The organism is Mycobacterium colombiense, assembly GCF_001665835.1.
GTDB lineage: Bacteria > Actinomycetota > Actinomycetes > Mycobacteriales > Mycobacteriaceae > Mycobacterium > Mycobacterium colombiense_A.
In genome coordinates this window covers 23,990-42,603 of the sequence record NZ_LZSX01000098.1, presented here as the reverse complement: position 1 = coordinate 42,603, position 18,614 = coordinate 23,990, and the positions used below count along the sequence as shown (strand labels likewise).

The window sequence follows — 18,614 nt, the reverse complement described above, 5'->3', positions numbered from 1 at the left end:
TCGGCCCACACTCGATGTACTACCAATGCTGTTCTGGCACAACGCTACTCAAGGTCAGACTGTCGTCAGTTCTGGTTCCGTAGTTGATCAGCGGATGGAAACCAGTTGGTCGATGGAATCGCAAGGCAGTTCGCCATCAACAATGGCATTTACCAGCAGACGATTCAGCGTGATCGCGCCTTTGTGATTGTCGAGGAACGCTGTGTCGGAGGCGTCGCGACCGGTGGCTATCCGCACCAATGTCTGCCGCGGCGCCAGCAGTGTCGCGTCGACAACCCGCCAGTGCCCGTCGACGAAAGCCTCGGCGACGGCGTGGAAGTCCATCGGATATACGCCTGGCGCGTACACGGATGCCACGCGGGCCGGGACGCTGACCGCTCGCAGGAGCGCCACCACCAGGTGCGCGTAGTCGCGGCACACACCTGCGCCAGCGAGCATCGTGTCCACCGCCCCGTCAATCGGATCGCTAGAGCCGGGTACATAGTCCAGTCTGGTGCCCACCCAGGAACTAACGTGCTCCAGGAGTTCCGCCGAATCGCGATCGTTGCCGAATTCGGTTGCAGCGAAACCAAAGAACTTATCGGATTCGGCGTAACGGCTGGGTCGCAGGTACATCGACTGGTCGTATTCGGTCACCGGCGCTGGATCGGTCTGGCCCACGATTGTCGCCTCGTAGTTGACTTGCAGTGTGCCCGCCGCCGCGTCGAACTTATGGATACGGTTGCCGTGCAGCCCGCTGACTTCGAGGGGCGTGATCGGCCGTCCGTTCAAGACGAAGCGCAGCGACTCGAAGACCTCCGTTCGCGGATGCGGTGCGACAGCAATCTGAAACTCAAGCGTCGTGGCCGCGGTGATTTCGACTTCGAGCTCGGCGCCCACTTCTCGTCTCATAGCCAGATACTGCGTTAGTTGTTCTGGAATTGCTACCGGCACCCGATCGTCGGCAGGTTAGACACCGCAGCGAAACGAGTAAGCGGTCCCTCACAGTGCGCAATCAAGATCGGTTCGAGGCGATCGCCCGAAAAATGGTCCGGGGGGCATCGGGCGTGTGCTGCTTGCTTCTCGATCGCGATCTGCGGATACGCGCGGCAAGCAAAGACTACGAGCGCGTCACGCTCCGGGAGCGCGGCGAACTTCCCGGGCAGTACCTCTTCGACGCCTTCCCGGACAATCCCAAGGATCCGCACGCCGACGGGACGGCGAAGCTCGCGTCGTCGCTGGAGACCGCGATGGAGAGCGGCCACCCCCATACGATGCGGATGCAGCGGTATGACATTCCCGATCCCGGCGCCCCCGACGAATTCCTGCCGAAGGTGTGGAGCCCCACCAACTCCCCGTTGCTCGATCACGGCGAGCTGGTGGGCGTGGTGCAGGCCAAGGGCATGCTGATGGAGCGATTCGACATCGACGCCGATCGAGCGTTCGGCCTGCTGACCAGGCTCTCGCAGGAGACCAACACCCGGGTCGAGGAGATCGCCCGTAATTTGGTCCAGAGGGAGCGCCCGCCGCGTTCGGGCTGAGGCCCGACGCTTCAGAGGATGTGCAGACCCTGGGCCAGCTGCGACACCCCGACCACCGTGAACAGCGCCACCAGAATTTGCCGGTGGTAGGTCCGCACCCAGTCGTGCAGTACGAGCAAGAGAGATTGGGTTTTCGCCGGCGTGACCACGTAGCCGACGAGGATGACCTCGACGACGGCGTACATCAGGATGATGAACGCGACGGAAGCGCTGGCCTGGGCGGTGATCGATGCCCCCGAGGCCGCGATGATCGCGACGATGAAAAGGACACCGTCGACCGGGACCGAGATGATGCCGATCACCCACGCGACCCAGGACGAGCCGCTGTCCCACGCGTGGTGAATGCGGCCGAGGAGACGCCGGAATGGCGATGGGTTCTCGGTCGACTCATCGGGGACCCGGGTCAGCAGCCGCGGCATCGCGATCGGCGCACCCGAGACCATCGACAGTTCCCGGGAGCGGTCGTCCCCGGGTACGGGTTGCGGCGTCCGTGGACGGGTCAGGAAGCGCACCGTCATCACAGCGGCGATCGACAGGCCGACCACGCCGAGGCCGATCTGAATCTTGCCGAGGGTCGAGCTCGTCGACGGGGATGCCGAGCCGTGCGCAACGTGTCCGAACACCGGGGTGAAGTTCAGCAACATCAGCGGGATGAGCAGCTCGGGAATGCACACCGTCAATCCGCCGAGCCAGTACGCGAGCAGGCTGGGTCCGGGCCGTGGCCGGGAGATCATCAGCAGCGCGAGGCCTAGACGGACAGGATTGAGCGCAGCCAGGATCCCCAAGCCCAGCACTGACCCCCACATGGTTCGAGGCTCTACCCGGGAGCGGCAGGCTCTAAACGCCACCGAATTACCGGTAAGAACGCCAAACTCTCGTTCGGCAAAGCCGGCTATGAATCAGCTGTGTGCGCCGAAACTTGATCGTGTCCAACGGATTCGGGCTAAGCCGCCACAGGCACAGCGGCGCAGGTGAAGGCGCGGATCTGCGGGCCGATGATTCGCTGGCTTATGCCAGTGGTTTTGGGTAACCGCGTTAGCGGGCACGCGCGATGCACGTGCACTGGCGAACTCCGCGCCTATCATGGGTGCGTGAGATCAATCACAACGGGCCTGCGTGACGGCCTGCCCGGGTGCCGGCAGAAGCTAACCGGCAAACGTAGCCGGCGGCCGTCGGGCGCGTTCTACACAGCCCAACTGGCCGAGGCCGTCGGACTGAAGCGTCGTCGTGACAGGCCGCCCGTAGGGAGCTACGGGCGAAAAGGGTCTGGCGCGGATCGCAGCGATGATGTCCGCCTTCACATAGCAAGCGTCCATACGTTTTCACATGGTGTGAGTGTGAGATTCGACATCTGGGCGATCGACGCTAGGCTGGTACGAGAATATCCGTGAATGCCCTGCTAGGAGCCTTTTAGTGACGTATTTACGGGACTGCGCTCGGTAACGCCGCAGGCGACAGCCGTCTGCACCGGGCGAAACCGGAAGTCAGAAGCAAAGATTGGGTGATCATCCGGGCGCCGTTTTGCGCGTCGACTTCGGCAAACGGCCGACGCCGACGAGCCGGGCGGTCGCGCTGGCGCCCGGACGCGTGCACCGTGCAGTGATAAATGCAACACCGGTGCGACACGGTCGTTTGCTGCACGGCGACGCAAGTGTGCGCGCGTAAAATTCGTTGCGGATCGGGTTATGTAAGAACGGAATTCAGATGTTTCGGGAAGTGACTGTTGGGTATCCGCCGACCGTGGATCGCGACGTCGACGGTCGTAGTCGTAGTGCCAGCGCGCACTGGTTGCGCCGCTCGGTAAGCAGCGGCTGTCGGCGCGGGGCCGGGATGGGTACCGCGACGATCGTGTTGCGGCGCCGCCCCTCGCGACCGAGCTCACCGGCGCTGATATCCGGCGTGTGGGCAGGTCGACATTCTGGCCAAGCCTGACGGCTCAATCCTCAAGCGCTGCAAGGACGCTCGCGTTGCGTGCAGCGTGAATTTGTAGTTTTTCGTCTCGGTGTAAAGGGGGTCCATCCGTTGCCGCTCAATCCGTTCGATGACGACAATGGCAGTTTTTTCGTCTTGGTCAATAACGAAGAACAACACAGTCTTTGGCCAACATTCACTGTTGTTCCCGCCGGTTGGAGAGTAGTTTTCGGGGAAGCTGACCGCGCCACCTGCCTGCACTACATCGAAGAAACCTGGCCCGATATACGGGCGAAAAGTTTGCGCGACACGCTGACCGCGCCGGTTTGTGATCAATAGACCGCTGTCGGTATGAAGGGTTTCGGGGTCAACTTTTAGTGGGGGGCGTGTAGTGGAGCGTGCTGACCGGGCACTTCCTGTGACGCGGGGCCAGCTGGACATCTGGCTGGCGCAACAAACGGGCTACTTCGATGTGGCCTGGCAACTGGGTGTCCTCGTACACATCGAGGGTGCCATCAACGCTGGCTTGTTGCATCAAGCTATGCGACACGTGGTGAACGAGGCTGAGAGCCTGCGGGCTTCGTTCTTCGAGGTTGATGGCCAGGTCTTTCAGAAGGCCGTCGAATACGACGATGTCGATCTGGTCTTCTATGACCTGACCGAGTCACGGGATCCCGAGCGGGAAGTCCGCGAGACGGCTTCATCGATTCAGAACACGCCGATGCCGCTCACCGGCCCGATGATCAAGTTCGCGCTGTTCCGGACCGCGCCGGACGAGTACTACTGGTTCACGACGTGCCACCACATCGCCATCGACGGGATGGGCATTGCGTTGATCGGTCGCCGCATCGCGGCCGTCTACTCCGCGCTGGTCTCCGGAAAACCGATTCCGCCCGCGTTCTTCGGGTCGCTGCACGACCTGGTCAGCGGCGAACTGGAATACGAGGCGTCGGCTAAATTCGTTGAGGACCAAGAATATTGGACTGCTCACCGTCCCGAGGGCGACGGTGCGGATTACCCGGCGACCGCGGCCGACGATGGCCGTGATCCGTATTCACCTTCTCCGCCAGTGCAACTGGATCAGTCGGTGGTCGGCAAGGTCAAGGAGCTGTCCAAAGCGCTGGGCATCCGTCGGTCATCGGTGCTCACCGCGGCGTGCGCACTTCTGGTGCGCGGCTGGTCCGCCGACGGTGCCGATGAAGTCGTGCTCGACTTCCCGGTCAGCCGGCGAGTCGATCCGAAATCCAAGACGCATCCCGGCATGCTTGCCGGGGTGGTGCCGCTGGTGTTGAAGGCCGCACCGGACACGACGTTCACCGACTTCTGCCACCACGTCGACACGCGATCACGAGAAGCGCTGCGGCATCAGCAATTCCCGACGCGCACGCTCGACGGCGAAGGCGACTTCAGCGGTCCGCGGCAGACGCCGAACCGGGTGGTCGTCAACTTCGTCCCGGCCCGCCTCACGCTCAGCCTCGGCGATGTGCCGGCGACCGCGAAATACACCAGCTTCGGCCCGGTGGGCCACTTCGGGCTGTTCTTCCTGGGATTCGGCGATCAGCAGTTCCTGAGCACCGTCGGTACCGGGCAACCCTTCTCGAACTTCGACGTTTCGGATCTGGGGGAGCGGCTGCAGCGGATCCTGGCGACCATGGCGGCCGATCCGAGCCTGCAACTGTCGTCGCTGGATGTGCTGCACCCCGATGAGCACACCCGCCTGGACGAGGTTGGCAATCGGGCGGTTTGGAGCCGTCCCGCGAGCGCGCCGCTCTCGGTGGCCGCGCTGTTCGACATGCACGTCGACCGCTCACCCGATGCGGTGGCGCTGGTCTGCGACGGACGCTCGATGACCTACCGCGAGCTCGATGAGGCCGCAAATCGGTTGGCGCACTTGCTCGTCGGCCATGGCGCCGGCCCGGGGGAGTATGTGGCCCTGTTGTTGCCGCGTTCCGCCGAGGCGATCGTATCCATCATGGCGGTGCTCAAGACCGGGGCCGCCTACCTGCCCATCGAACCGGCGTCACCGGACGCGCGCGTGGGCTTCATGCTCGCTGACGCCACCCCGGTGGTCGCGATCACCACCGCCGACCTGGCCGACCGACTCGACGGCCACGACATGACGGTCATCGACGTCGCCGATCCGCGTATCGATGCCCAGCCCGGCACGCCGCTGCCCGCGCCGGATCCGGCCAACCTCGCGTACCTGATCTACACCTCGGGCACCACCGGAACCCCCAAAGGCGTGGCGATCACCAACCACAACGTCACCCAGCTGCTGGAGTCGTTGGATGCCGGCCTGCCGTCGCCGGGCGTGTGGTCGCAGAGCCACTCCTACGCATTCGACTTCTCGGTGTGGGAGATCTTCGGTGCGCTGCTGCGCGGCGGGCGGTTGGTCGTCGTCCCCGACGACGTCGCGCGCTCGCCCGAGGACTTGCACGATTTGCTGGTTGCCGAAGCGGTCACCGTCTACAGCGAAACCCCGTCCGCCGTGCAGATGCTGTCGCCGGAGGGGCTCGATTCCACCGCGCTGGTGATCGGCGCCGAGGCCTGTCCGGCCGAGGTCGTGGACCGGTGGGCGCCCGGGCGCGTCATGGTCAACGCGTACGGCCCAAGCGAGACGACGATGTGCGTCGCGATCAGTGCGCCGCTGCAGGCCGAGTCCGGTGCGGTGCCGATCGGCTCGCCGGTGCCGGGGGCGGCGTTGTTCGTCCTCGACGGGTGGTTGCGCCCGGTGCCCGCCGGCGTGGTCGGTGAGTTGTACGTCGCCGGTCGCGGGGTGGCCGCCGGCTATGTGGGCCGGTCCGGGCTGACCGGGTCACGGTTCGTGGCCTGCCCGTTCGGGCAACCCGGCGAGCGGATGTATCGCACCGGAGACCTGGCGTGCTGGGGCGACGACGACCAGCTGCGCTATCTGGGACGCGCGGACGAGCAGGTCAAGATCCGCGGATACCGCATCGAACTCGGCGAGATCCAGGCGGCGCTGGCCGCGCTGGACGGGGTCGGGGCCGCGGTGGCGATCGCCCGCGAGGACCGCCCCGGAGACAAGCGGCTCGTGGGTTACGTCACCGGGGCCGTCGACCCGGTCGAGGCGCGCGCCGCGCTGGCCGACCGGCTGCCGGCCTATATGGTGCCGGCCGCGGTGGTGGTGCTCGAGGCGCTGCCCCTGACGGTCAACGGCAAGCTCGACACCCGCGCCCTGCCGGCGCCCGAATACAGCACGGGCGAGTACCGCGCCCCGGGCAACGCGGTCGAGGAGATCCTGGCCGGAATCTATGCCGAGATACTCGGCGTGGAGCGGGTCAGCGTCGACCAGTCGTTCTTCGAGCTCGGCGGCGACAGCATCCTGTCGCTGCAAGTGGTGGCGCGGGCGCGCGCCGCCGGCCTGACCTGCCGGCCCCGCGACGTGTTCGTCGAACAGACCGTGGCGCGGCTGGCCCGGGTGGCCGGCGTGAGCGACGGGGCGTCCGATGTGGTCGACGAGGGCGTCGGCCCGGTGCTGGCCACGCCGATCATGCAGTGGCTGCACGGAATCGAGAGCGCCGGCGGCCCGATCGATCAGTTCAACCAGACCGTGATGGTTCAGGCCCCCGCCGGGGTGACCGCGGCCGACGTCGCAGTTGTGTTGCAGGCCTTGGTGGATCGGCACGCCATGCTGCGGCTGCGCGTCGACGACGACGAAGCCCGCGGCTGGTCGCTGCAGGTGCCCGAGCCCGGCTCGGTGCGGGCCGAGGATTGCCTGCAATCGGTGGAAAAGCTGTCCGACGACGCGCTGCTGCAAGCGCGCTCGCGGTTGAACCCGGCCGCCGGGACGATGCTGAGCGCGCTGTGGGTCGAGTCCACCGGCCAGCTGACGGTGATCATTCACCACCTGGCCGTCGACGCGGTGTCGTGGTGGATCCTGTTGGAAGACCTCAACATTGCCTGGGCTCTGCACAGCGCGGGGCAGCCGGTGGAGTTGCCGCCGGCGGGCACGTCGTTCGCCCGGTGGTCGACGGTGCTGGCCGAGCACGCCCACCGTCCCGACGTCGTGAGCCAGCTGGGCGCCTGGAAGAAGGTGACGGCGACTCCCGCCGCGCTGCCGGCGGCCGACCCCGAGGCGGATACCTATGCGTCCGCCGGACGCCTGTCCGTGGAGCTGGATGCCGAGACGACCGGGGCGCTGATCGGTGACGTACCGACGGCGTTCCATGCCGGAATCCAGGACATCCTGCTGATCGCGTTCGGCCTGGCCTGGGCCGAATTCCTGGGTGAAGGCGCCGACTCGATCGGCATCGACGTCGAGGGCCACGGACGCCACGAGGAACTCGGCGCGGACATCGACCTGTCCCGCACCGTCGGCTGGTTCACCACCAAGTACCCGGTGTCGCTGGGAGTGGCCGGGCTGCGCTGGGCGCAGGTGGCGGGCGGCGACGCGGCACTGGGCCCGGTGATCAAGCGCGCCAAGGAACAGCTGCGGGCCCTGCCGGACCCGCTGACCTACGGGCTGCTGCGTTATCTCAACACCGACGTCGACCTGACCGGTCCCGACCCGTCGATCGCGTTCAACTACCTGGGACGTCAAGGCGCGGCGTCCGATTCGGCGGGCGAGGGCTGGCGGATCAGTCAGGACGGCCTGTCGTTGATCGGCGCCGCCGCGGCGGTGCCCATGCCGCTGATGCACACCGTCGAGCTCAACGCCGGCACCATCGACACCGGCACCGGCCCACACCTGCACGCCGAATGGACCTGGGCGCCATCGGTTCTTGACGCCAGTCAGATCACCCGGCTGAGCCAGCTGTGGTTCGAGGCCCTGGCCGGGGTGTGCGCGCACGTGCGTTCCGGTGGGGGCGGCCTGACCCCGTCGGACATCGCGCCGGCCCGCCTGAGCCAGCAGCAGATCGATGAGCTGCAGCGCCAACACCACATCGCCGACATCCTGCCGCTGACCCCGTTGCAGCAGGGCTTGCTCTTCCACTCCAGCACCGCGCAGGGCAGCGACGACATGTACGCGGTGCAACTGGATTTCACCCTCACCGGACCGCTGGACCCCGACCGCCTGCGCGACGCGGTGCACGCCGTCGTCAACCGGCACCCGCACCTGGCGGCGCTGTTCTGCGAGCAGTACGACGAGCCGGTGCAGATCATCCCGGCCGATCCGGTCGTCGAGTGGCGCTACCTCGAACTCGACGGAATCGGCGACGCCGAGGCCGACGAGCTGATCGAGCAGCTGTGCGTGTCCGAACGCGCCGCGGTCTGCGACCTCGCCGGCCAGGCGGCGTTCCGTGCCGCGCTGATCCGGACCGCGGACGGTCGGCACCGGTTCGTGCTGACCAATCACCACATCCTGCTCGACGGCTGGTCGCTGCCGATCCTGCTGCGCGAGATCTTCACCAGCTACTACGGCCAGCGGCTGCCCGCGGCCGGCTCCTACCGGGCGTTCCTCACCTGGCTGGCCGCTCGAGACCTCGACGCGGCCCGCGAGGCCTGGGGTGAGGTGCTGCACGGCTTCGAAACTCCCACCCTGGTCGCACCGGAAGGACAACTGGGGCAAGGCAGCCGGGGCTTCGAAAAGTCTTGCGTGCCTGAGCAAACCACCGCGGCCCTCACCGAGCTGGCGCGCTCCTGCCACACCACCTTGAGCACCGTGCTGCAGGCCGCCTGGGCGCTGGTGCTGACCTCGCTGACCGGTCAGCACGACGTCGTCTTCGGCACCCCGCGGTCCAGGGTGGGGCAGCTGGAGGTCGACGACGCCGAACAGATGGTCGGGCTGCTCATCAACACTGTGCCGGTGCGCGCCGACATCACGGCGACCACCACGACCGCAGACCTGTTGGCGCAGTTGCAGAACAGCCACAACGACGCCCTCGAGCACCAGCACCTGGCGCTCAGCGAGATTCACCGCGTCACCGGCCACGACCAACTCTTCGACACGCTGTTCGTGTACGAGAACTACCCGATCGCCAGCGGCATGACGCTGGGCGAAGACGGGTTGGCCATCGCCGAATTCAGCAACCGGGAGTACAACCACTACCCGCTGACGGTGGAGGCCCTGCCGGGCCGCGAACTCGGCCTGCACATCGAATTCGACACCGACGTGTTCGACGCCGCCGGCATCGGATCGCTCGTCGAGCGACTGCAGCGCGTGCTGGTGGCGATGACGGCCGACCCCGGCCGGCGGCTGTCATCGATCGACCTGCTGGACCGTGACGACCGCGAGTTGGTGCTGGACCAGCTGTCCGGCGCCGGCGTGGCGGCACCGGTCGGGGTGGCCCCGCAGCTGCTGGCCGAGGTGGTGGCCGCCGACGCCGACGCGCCTGCGGTGGTCGACGGCACGCGGGAATTGACGTATCGCGAACTCGACGAGTGGTCAACCCGCTTGGCGCGCAAGCTGATCGACGCCGGTGCCGGGCCGGAGCGCGCCGTCGGCGTCGCGGTTGACCGGTGCGCCGAGTTGGTGGTCGCCTGGTGGGCGGTGGTCAAGGCCGGCGGCATCTATGCGCCGGTGGATCTGGACCACCCGGTCGAGCGCATCGCCTCGGTGCTGGACGCCGTGGACGCGGTGTGCGTATTGACCTGCGGCACCGACGAAGTCGCCGGCGCCGGCGCGCGCCCGATCGTGCGCATCGACGGCCTCGACCTGTCCGGGTATCCCACGCAGGAGATCACCGACGCCGATCGGCTGTCACCGCTGCGCGCGGGCGACACCTCGTATCTGATCTTCACCTCGGGTTCCACCGGTGTCCCCAAGGGCGTGGCGGTGAGCCACACAGGCCTGCTGGGCTGGGCCGCGGCCCAACGCGAGCTGTTCGGCCTGGACGCCGGCGCACGCGTGCTGATGGTCGCCTCGCCCACCTTCGACGCATCGGTCGGAGAACTGTTGCTGGCCGCGGGATCCGGTGCGGCGCTCGTGGTGGCGCCGCCACAGGTATACGCCGGTGACGCGCTGACCGCGCTGCTGCAAAACCAGCGGGTCACCGCCGCCATCTTGACCCCGACCGTGGTGTCGACGCTGGATCGTGCGCGCCTGGACGGGCTGCAGACGCTGATCGCAGTCGGAGAGGCCTGCCTGCCGGAGCTGGTAGACGCCTGGGCGCCGGATCGCCAGATGTTCAACGGCTACGGCCCGAGTGAGACCACCATCTGGGTCACCTGCGCCCGGCTGCACGCCGGGCAACCCGTCCGCATCGGCGCCCCCATTCCGGGCGTGTGCGCCCGGGTGCTCGACACCTGGCTGAACCCGGTTCCGGTCGGCGTGGTGGGCGAGCTGTACCTGAGCGGACCGGCCTTGGGCCACGGCTATGTGGGCCGGGTAGACCTGACCGCGGAACGGTTCGTGGCCAACCCATTTGGCAGGGCCGGTGAGCCCGGAACACGTATGTATCGCACCGGCGACCTGGTGCGCTGGATGCCCGACGGAACCCTGGACTACCTGGGCCGCGCCGACAGCCAGATCAAACTGCGCGGACAGCGCATCGAACTGGGCGAAATCGAAAACACCCTGCTGGCCTGCCCGCAGGTCACCCAGGCCGCCGTCACCGTGCAGGACAGCGCCACCGGCTCGCACCTGGTCGCCTACGTGACGCTGGATCAGGCCACCACCACCGACCGGGACGTCCGGCAAGACGCCGAAGACGTCGAGGAGTGGCAACACCTCTACGACGACCTGTACGGCGCCGACCTCGCGGCCGGATTCGGCGAGGACTTCCGCGGTTGGAACAGCAGCTACACCGGCGAGGCGATCCCGCTCGAGGAGATGGTCGAATGGCGTGCCGCCACGGTCGATCGGATCATGTCGCTGCGGCCGCGGCGCGTGCTGGAGATCGGCGCCGGCTCGGGATTGCTGCTGTCCCAGATCGCGCCGCAGTGCGATCAGTATGTCGCGACCGACTTTTCGCCCGTTGCGATCGACAACCTGGCCCGGTCCATGGAGCAGCTGCAGCTGCCGTGGCGTGACCGGGTCGAGCTGCTGACCCAGCCCGCCCATGTCACCGACGGGCTGCCGCAGGGCCACTTCGACACCGTCATTCTCAACTCTGTCGTGCAGTACTTCCCCAACGCGGGATACCTGGCCGAGGTCATCGACAAGGCGATGGGCCTGCTGGCCCCCGGCGGCTCGGTGTTCATCGGTGACATCCGTAACCACACGCTGCAGGGCGCGTTCCAGACCGCGATCGCGCTCGCTCGCGGCGGCGCCGCGAACGCGACAGAAATCCGCCAGCGGGTGCGTCACGCGATGCTCGGTGAAACCGAATTGCTTTTGGCCCCAGAGTTTTTCACCACCTGGGCCGACTCGCGCGAGTCCGCGGTGGGTGTCGACATCCGCATCAAGCGCGGAATGGCCGACAACGAACTGAACCAGCACCGCTACGACGTCGTGCTGCACAAGACTCCCGCACCCGTCCGCTCGGTGGCCGCCGAACCCACCTGGGCCTGGGCGCAGTGCGAAAGCCTGCGCGGGCTGCACGACGCGCTGACCTCCGAGCGTCCCGCGGCCGTCCGCGTCACCGACATCCCGCGCACCGGACTGATCACCGACGTCGCCGTCGAAAACGCGCTCGCCGCAGGGCTTCCCCTGGCCGACGCGCTGGCCGAAGCCGACGCTGAAACCGGCGCCGACGCCGTCATCGCCGAGGAACTGCATCGCCTCGGGGAGACCGCGGGGTACCGCGTCGCGGTCACCTGGGGTGGCCGACCCGGCACCCTCAGCGCGGTGTTCCTCGCGTCCGACGACCACGACGCCGCCGCGCTGACCGACGTCTACCTGCCGCCCGCCGGCGCCCAGAAACGCACCAGCCACGCCAACGACCCCCGCACCAACACCAAGATCGGTGAGGTGCGCGACCGGCTGAGCGCATGGCTGCCCGAATACATGGTGCCGACTCACATTGTGGCGCTTGAAGAATTCCCGATGACCACCTCGGGCAAGCTCGACCGCAAGGCCCTGCCGGCGCCCGAGTACCAGGACGCCGATCGGTATCGCGGCCCGTCCACCGCCGTCGAGGAGATCCTGGTCGGCATCTACGCGCAGGTACTCGGGCTGGAGCGGGTTGGCGTCGACGACTCCTTCTTCGACCTCGGCGGAGACTCGCTGTCGGCGATGCGCCTGATCGCCGCGGTCAACACCAGCCTCAACGCCGACCTCGGCGTGCGGGCCGTCTTCGAGGCGCCCACGGTCGCCGAGCTGGCGCTGCTTACCGGTGGCGACGGCGATCGGCCGGAGCCGCTGGTGGCGGGGGAGCGGCCAGCGGTCATTCCGCTGTCGTTCGCCCAGACCCGGCTGTGGTTCATCGACCAGTTCCAGGGCCCCTCACCGATGTACAACATCACGGTCGCGCTGCGGCTGCGCGGGCGCCTCGACGCCGACGCGCTGGCCGCGGCCCTGGCCGACGTGGTGGGCCGCCACGAAAGCCTGCGCACGGTGTTCGCGTCGGCCGACGGCATCCCGCAGCAGGTGGTGGTTCCCGCCGAGCGGATCGGCTTCGCCTGCGACATCATCGATGCCCGCGGCTGGCCCGAGGACCGGCTGCGCGAAGGCATGGCGGCCGCCGCCCGCTACACCTTCGACCTGGCCAACGAAAGCCCGCTGCACACAGAGCTTTTCAGCGTCAGCGACGACGAACACATGCTGGTGGTCGCGGTGCACCACATCGCCGCGGACGGCATGTCCATCGCCCCGTTCGCGCGTGACCTCGGGATCGCCTATGCCAGCCGGTGCGCGGGCGAGGCCCCCGCATGGGCGCCGCTGGCCGTGCAGTACGTCGACTACACGCTATGGCAGCGCGCACATCTGGGCGACGTGGACGACGCCGACAGCCGCATCTCCGCGCAGCTCGACTTCTGGGCCGACACCCTCGCCGGGCTGCCCGAACGGCTGCAGCTGCCCACCGACCGGCCCTACCCGCAGGTCGCCGACCACCGCGGCGCCCGGCTGGCGGTGGACTGGCCGGCGGAGCTGCAGCAGCAGCTGCGCCGGGTGGCGCGCGAGCACAACGCGACGAGCTTCATGGTGATTCAGGCCGCGTTCGCCGCGCTGCTGTCCAAGATGAGCGCGAGTGACGATGTGGCCGTGGGCTTCCCGATCGCCGGGCGCCCCGAACCCGCGCTCGACGAGCTGATCGGATTCTTCGTCAACACCCTGGTGCTGCGGGTCGACGTGGCCGGGGACCCGACCTTCGCCGAGCTGCTGGCCCAGGTGCGCCGGCGCAGCCTGGCCGCCTTCGAGCACCAGGACGTGCCCTTCGAACTGCTGGTGGAGCGGCTCAACCCCACCCGAAGCCTGACCCACCACCCGCTGATCCAGGTGCTGCTGGGCTGGGAGAACTTCCCCGGAGAGGTCAGCACCCCCGCGGCCGGGCTGGCCCTGGGCGACCTGCAGGTCACGCCGATGCCGGTGCACACCAACACCGCTCGCATGGACCTGACGTTCTCCCTGGCCGAACGGTTCACCGAGTCCGGTCAGCGCGCCGGCATCGCCGTCACGGCCGAATACCGCACCGACGTGTTCAATGCGGACACGGTCGAGGCGATGATCGAACGATTGCAACGACTGTTGACGGCCGTCACCGCCGAGCCCGAGCGGCGGTTGTCCTCGGTGGATCTGCTGGATTCCGCCGAGCACGCCCGCCTGGCGAAGTGGGGCAACGAGGCCATCCTGGCCGAGCCGATGGAACCCGTGACGGTCGCGGGGCTGTTCGCCGCGCAGGCGGCCCGCACTCCGGACGCGGTGGCGCTGACGTTCGAGGACCGGTCGATGACGTACCGCGAGCTCGACGAGGCCGCCAACCGATTGGCGCACGTCCTGGTCGACCGCGGCGCCGGCCCGGGAGAGTTTGTCGCGCTGCTGTTTTCGCGTTCGGCCGAGGCGATCGTGTCGATCCTGGCGGTGCTCAAGTCCGGGGCCGCCTATCTGCCGATCGACCCCGCGCTGCCGGCTTCCCGCGTCGAGTTCATGCTGACCGACGCCGCCCCGATGGCCGCGATCACCACGGCCGACCTGGCCGGCAAGTTCGACGGCTTCGACCTGATCGTCGTCGACGTGGCCGATCCCGCGGTCGCGGCACAGCCCAGCACCGCGCCGCCCGCCCCGGCGCCCACCGACCTGGCCCACATCATCTACACATCCGGCACCACCGGTGTGCCCAAAGGCGTTGCGGTAACCCAACACAACGTCGCGCAGCTGTTCGACGACCTGCGCCTCGGCTTCGCCCTGTCGGCCGAGCAGGCGTGGACCCAGTTCCACTCCTATGCCTTCGACTTCTCGGTGTGGGAGATCTGGGGTGCGCTGCTGCACGGCGGGCGGCTCGTCGTGGTGCCCGATTCGGTGTCGCGTTCACCCGAAGAGTTCCACGCCCTGCTGGTCCGCGAGGGCGTTACGGTGCTGACCCAGACCCCTTCGGCCGTGGGACTGTTGCCCACCGACGGCCTGGACGGGACGTCGCTGGTGATCGGCGCCGAGCCCTGCCCACCCGAACTGGTCGACCGCTGGGCGCCGGACCGGGTGATGGTCAACGTCTATGGCCCGACCGAGACCACGATGTGGGCCTGCAAGAGCACGCCGCTGCAGGCCGGGTCGGGATTCCCGCCGATCGGCTCGCCGGTGACCCGGGCGGCGTTCTTCGTGCTGGACGAGTGGCTGCGCCCGGTGCCCGCCGGCGTGGTGGGCGAGCTGTACCTGGCCGGCCAAGGCGTCGGCGTCGGGTACTGGCGTCGCCCCGGACTGACCGCGTCGCGGTTCATGGCCTGCCCGTTCGGCGAGCCCGGCACCCGCATGTACCGCACCGGCGACCTCGTCTGCTGGGGCCCGGACGGACAGCTGCGCTACTTCGGCCGCGCCGACGAGCAGGTCAAGGTCCGCGGCTACCGCATCGAACTCGGCGAAATCCAGGCCGCGCTGTCCGCGCTCGACGGCGTCGAGCAGGCCGTCGTCGTCGCCCGCGAGGACCGTCCCGGCGACAAGCGCCTGGTGGGTTACGTCACCGGGTCGGCGGAGCCCGGCCCGGCGCGCATCGCGCTGGCCGAGCGGTTGCCGGCCTACATGGTCCCGGCCGCGGTGGTGGTGCTCAACGCGCTGCCCGTCACGGTCAACGGCAAGCTCGACGCCCGCGCCCTGCCGGCGCCCGATTATCGGGCCGTCGACAACTACCGCGCCCCGAGCACCGCGGTCGAGGAAATCCTGGTTGGCATCTACGCCCAGGTCCTCAATGTCGAACGCGTCGGCGTCGACGACTCGTTCTTCGACCTGGGTGGCGACTCATTGTCCACCATGCGCCTGGTCACCGCGATCAATGCCGCGCTGGAAAGCGACCTTCCGGTGCGCGTCGTCTTCGAGGCGCCCACCGTCGCGCAGCTGGCACCGCGCGTCGCGGAGAGCGCGGGCGGCCTGGAGCCGCTGGTGGCCGGCGAGCGGCCGGCGGTGGTCCCGTTGTCGTTCGCGCAGAACCGGTTGTGGTTCATCGACCAATTCCAGGGCCCCTCACCGCTGTACAACATGGCGGCCGCGCTGCGGCTGCGCGGGCAGCTCGACGCCGAGGCCCTCGGCGCGGCGCTGGCCGACGTGGTGGGTCGCCACGAAAGCCTGCGCACCCTGTTCCCGGCGCGCGAGGGAACCCCCCAGCAGGTGGTGATGCCCGTCGAGCGCGCCGAATTCGGCTGGGACGTCGTCGACGCCACCGCATGGTCGGCGGGCCAGCTGGACGACGCCATCAAGGCGGCGACCCGCTACACATTCGACCTGGCAGCCGAAATCCCCATGCGAGCACAGCTTTTCGCGGTTGCCGAGGACGAGCATGTGCTGGTGATCGTGGTGCACCACATCGCCGCGGACGGGTTGTCGCTCACGCCGCTGGGCGCCGACTTGAGCGTGGCCTACACCAGCCGGTGCGCCGGGCAGGCCCCCGGATGGGCCGAATTGTCGGTGCAGTACATCGATTACACGCTGTGGCAGCGTGCCCAATTCGGCGACCTCGACGACAGCACCAGCCGCATCGGCACCCAGCTGGCCTACTGGGAGCAGGCGCTGGCCGGAATGCCCGAACGGCTGCAGTTGCCCACCGATCGGCCCTATCCGCCGGTGGCCGATCAGCGCGGCGACAGTGTGGTCGTGGACTGGCCGGCGGAGTTGCAGGAGCAGGTGCGCCGACTGGCCCGGGAGCACAACGCGACCAGCTTCATGGTGGTGCAGGCCGCCCTGGCGGTGCTGCTGTCCAAGATCGGTGCGAGTTCCGATGTGGCGGTGGGCTTCCCGATTGCGGGGCGGCGCGACCCCGCGCTCGACCAGCTGGTCGGCTTCTTCGTCAACACCCTGGTGCTGCGGGTCGACCTGGCCGGCGACCCCACCTTTGAGGAATTGCTGGAGCGCGTGCAGGCGCGCAGCCTGGCGGCATTCGAGCACCAGGACGTGCCGTTCGAGGTGCTGGTGGAGCGGGTCAACCCGGCCCGAAGCCTGACGCATCACCCGCTGGTGCAGGTGATGCTGGCCTGGCAGAACTTCGCCGGGCACGACGACCCGGCCGCCGGTCTGGCGCTGGGCGACCTCGAGGTCACATCCGTGCCGGTGTCGGACCAGTCGGCCCGCATGGATCTGGTGTTCTCACTCGCGGAGCGCTGGAATGCCGACGGCGAGGCCGCCGGCATCGGCGGGCGGGTCGAATTCCGCACCGACGTGTTCGACGCGGCCACCATCGAGACGCTGATCGCGCGGTTGCAGCGGGTGTTGACGGCGATGACCGCCGATCCCACCCACCTGCTGTCGTCGGTGGACCTGCTCGACGAGGCCGAGCACGCCCGCCTGAAAGAGCTTGGCAACAGCGGCGTTCTGACCGGGCCGGGAAGCGCACCCGCGTCGGTGCCCGAACTGTTCGCCACCCAGGTCGCCGCCGCGCCGGACGCCGTCGCGCTGGTGTGCGAGGGGCTGTCGGTGACCTACCGCGAGCTGGACGAGGCGTCGAACCGGTTGGCGCATTGTCTCGTGGACCACGGCGCCGGCCCGGGACAGACTGTGGCGCTGCTGTTTTCGCGTTCGGCCGAGGCGATCGCGTCGATCCTCGCGGTGCTCAAGACGGGGGCGGCCTACCTGCCGATCGACCCCTCCTCGCCGGACACCCGGATCGAGTTCATGCTCGGCGATGCCAAGCCGGTCGTCGCGGTCACCACCGCCGACCTGGCCGGGCGGTTCGACGGGTACAGCGTGCCCGTCATCGACGTCGACGATCGACGCATCGACACCCTGCCCGAAACGGGGCTGCCGCTGCCGACGCCGGACGGTGTCGCCTACCTGATCTACACCTCGGGCACCACCGGTGTCCCCAAAGGCGTTGCCATCACTCATCGCAACGTGACCCGGCTGCTGGGGTCACTGGACGCCGGCCTGCCGGCGGCGGGGGTGTGGTCGCAAAGCCACTCGCTGGCGTTCGACGTCTCGGTGTGGGAGATCTTCGGCGCCCTGCTGCGCGGCGGCCGGTTGGTCGTGGTGCCCGAATCCGTTGCGCGTTCACCGCAAGACCTGCACGACGTCCTGGTCGCCCAGGAAGTCAGCGTGTTGACCCAGACCCCGTCGGCGGTGGCGTTGCTCTCGCCGGAGGGCCTGGAGTCCGTGTCGCTGGTGATGGCCGGTGAGGCCTGCCCGGCCGAGGTGGTGGACCAGTGGGCGCCCGGTCGGGTGATGGTCAACGCCTACGGCCCGACCGAGACCACCATGTGTGTGACCATCAGCGCGCCCCTGGCGCCGGGCTCGGCCGCCAACGGGCCGGTGCCGATCGGGTCCCCCGTGCCGGGGGCGGCGCTGTTCGTGCTCGACGAGTCGTTGCGGCCGGTGCCGCCCGGTGTCGTCGGGGAGCTGTACGTCGCCGGATCCGGTGTGGCCGCGGGCTATGTCGGCCGGCCCGGCCTGACCGCGGCGCGCTTCGTTGCATGCCCGTTCGGCGGAGCCGGCACCCGCATGTACCGCACCGGCGACCTGGTGCGCTGGAACGCCGACGGCCAACTGCAGTACTTCGGGCGGGCCGACGAACAGGTCAAGATTCGCGGCTACCGCATCGAACTCGGTGAAATCCAGTCCGCGCTGGCCGGACTCGACGGCGTCGACCAGGCCGTCGTCATCGCCCGCGAGGACCGCCCGGGCGATAAGCGCCTCGTCGGTTACGTCACCGGCGGCGCCGACGCGACCCTGGTGCGCACCGCGCTATCCGAACGGCTGCCCGCCTACAT

The 18,614-nt window shown here is 68.3% G+C and carries 5 protein-coding genes (1 of these 5 cut by a window edge); 3 read left to right on the top strand and 2 right to left on the bottom strand.

Annotation, left to right across the window (positions count from 1 at the left end; genetic code table 11):
- Nucleotides 1-87: 87 nt before the first annotated feature.
- Nucleotides 88-891, bottom strand: coding sequence for a transglutaminase-like domain-containing protein (locus A5760_RS23895; RefSeq protein WP_196772195.1), 804 nt, complete (start codon nucleotides 889-891; stop codon nucleotides 88-90).
- A 95-nt stretch (nucleotides 892-986) separates the two neighbouring features.
- On the opposite strand from A5760_RS23895, the gene A5760_RS23890 reads away from it, so the two are divergent.
- Complete coding sequence (locus A5760_RS23890) at nucleotides 987-1,520, top strand: ANTAR domain-containing protein (RefSeq protein ID WP_064885446.1); 534 nt, start codon at nucleotides 987-989, stop codon at nucleotides 1,518-1,520.
- Nucleotides 1,521-1,531: 11 nt separating this feature from the next.
- On the opposite strand, the gene A5760_RS23885 is transcribed toward A5760_RS23890, so the two are convergent.
- The gene (locus A5760_RS23885) at nucleotides 1,532-2,326 is read right to left on the bottom strand and encodes a GAP family protein (RefSeq protein WP_064885444.1); all 795 of its coding nucleotides are present in this window, start codon (nucleotides 2,324-2,326) and stop codon (nucleotides 1,532-1,534) included.
- Nucleotides 2,327-3,542: 1,216 nt separating this feature from the next.
- Between A5760_RS23885 and A5760_RS26425 the strand changes: the two genes are divergently transcribed.
- Both A5760_RS26425 and A5760_RS23875 read left to right on the top strand, forming a co-directional pair.
- Nucleotides 3,543-3,770: an MbtH family protein gene (locus A5760_RS26425; RefSeq protein ID WP_082279596.1), complete on the top strand. Its 228-nt coding sequence runs from the start codon at nucleotides 3,543-3,545 to the stop codon at nucleotides 3,768-3,770.
- Nucleotides 3,771-3,822: 52 nt separating this feature from the next.
- Nucleotides 3,823-18,614: the 5' portion of a non-ribosomal peptide synthetase gene (locus A5760_RS23875; protein ID WP_064885440.1), read on the top strand. Its footprint extends 16,525 nt past the window's final position; the window shows 14,792 of its 31,317 coding nt (coding positions 1-14,792); its start codon is at nucleotides 3,823-3,825; the stop codon falls past the right edge of the window.

What these genes read in the sequence shown, in the direction of transcription:
- A5760_RS23895 (WP_196772195.1), bottom strand. Translation starts at nt 891, where the DNA reads ATGAGACGAGAAGTGGGCGCCGAGCTCGAAGTCGAAATCACCGCGGCC.
- A5760_RS23885 (WP_064885444.1), bottom strand. Translation starts at nt 2,326, where the DNA reads ATGTGGGGGTCAGTGCTGGGCTTGGGGATCCTGGCTGCGCTCAATCCT.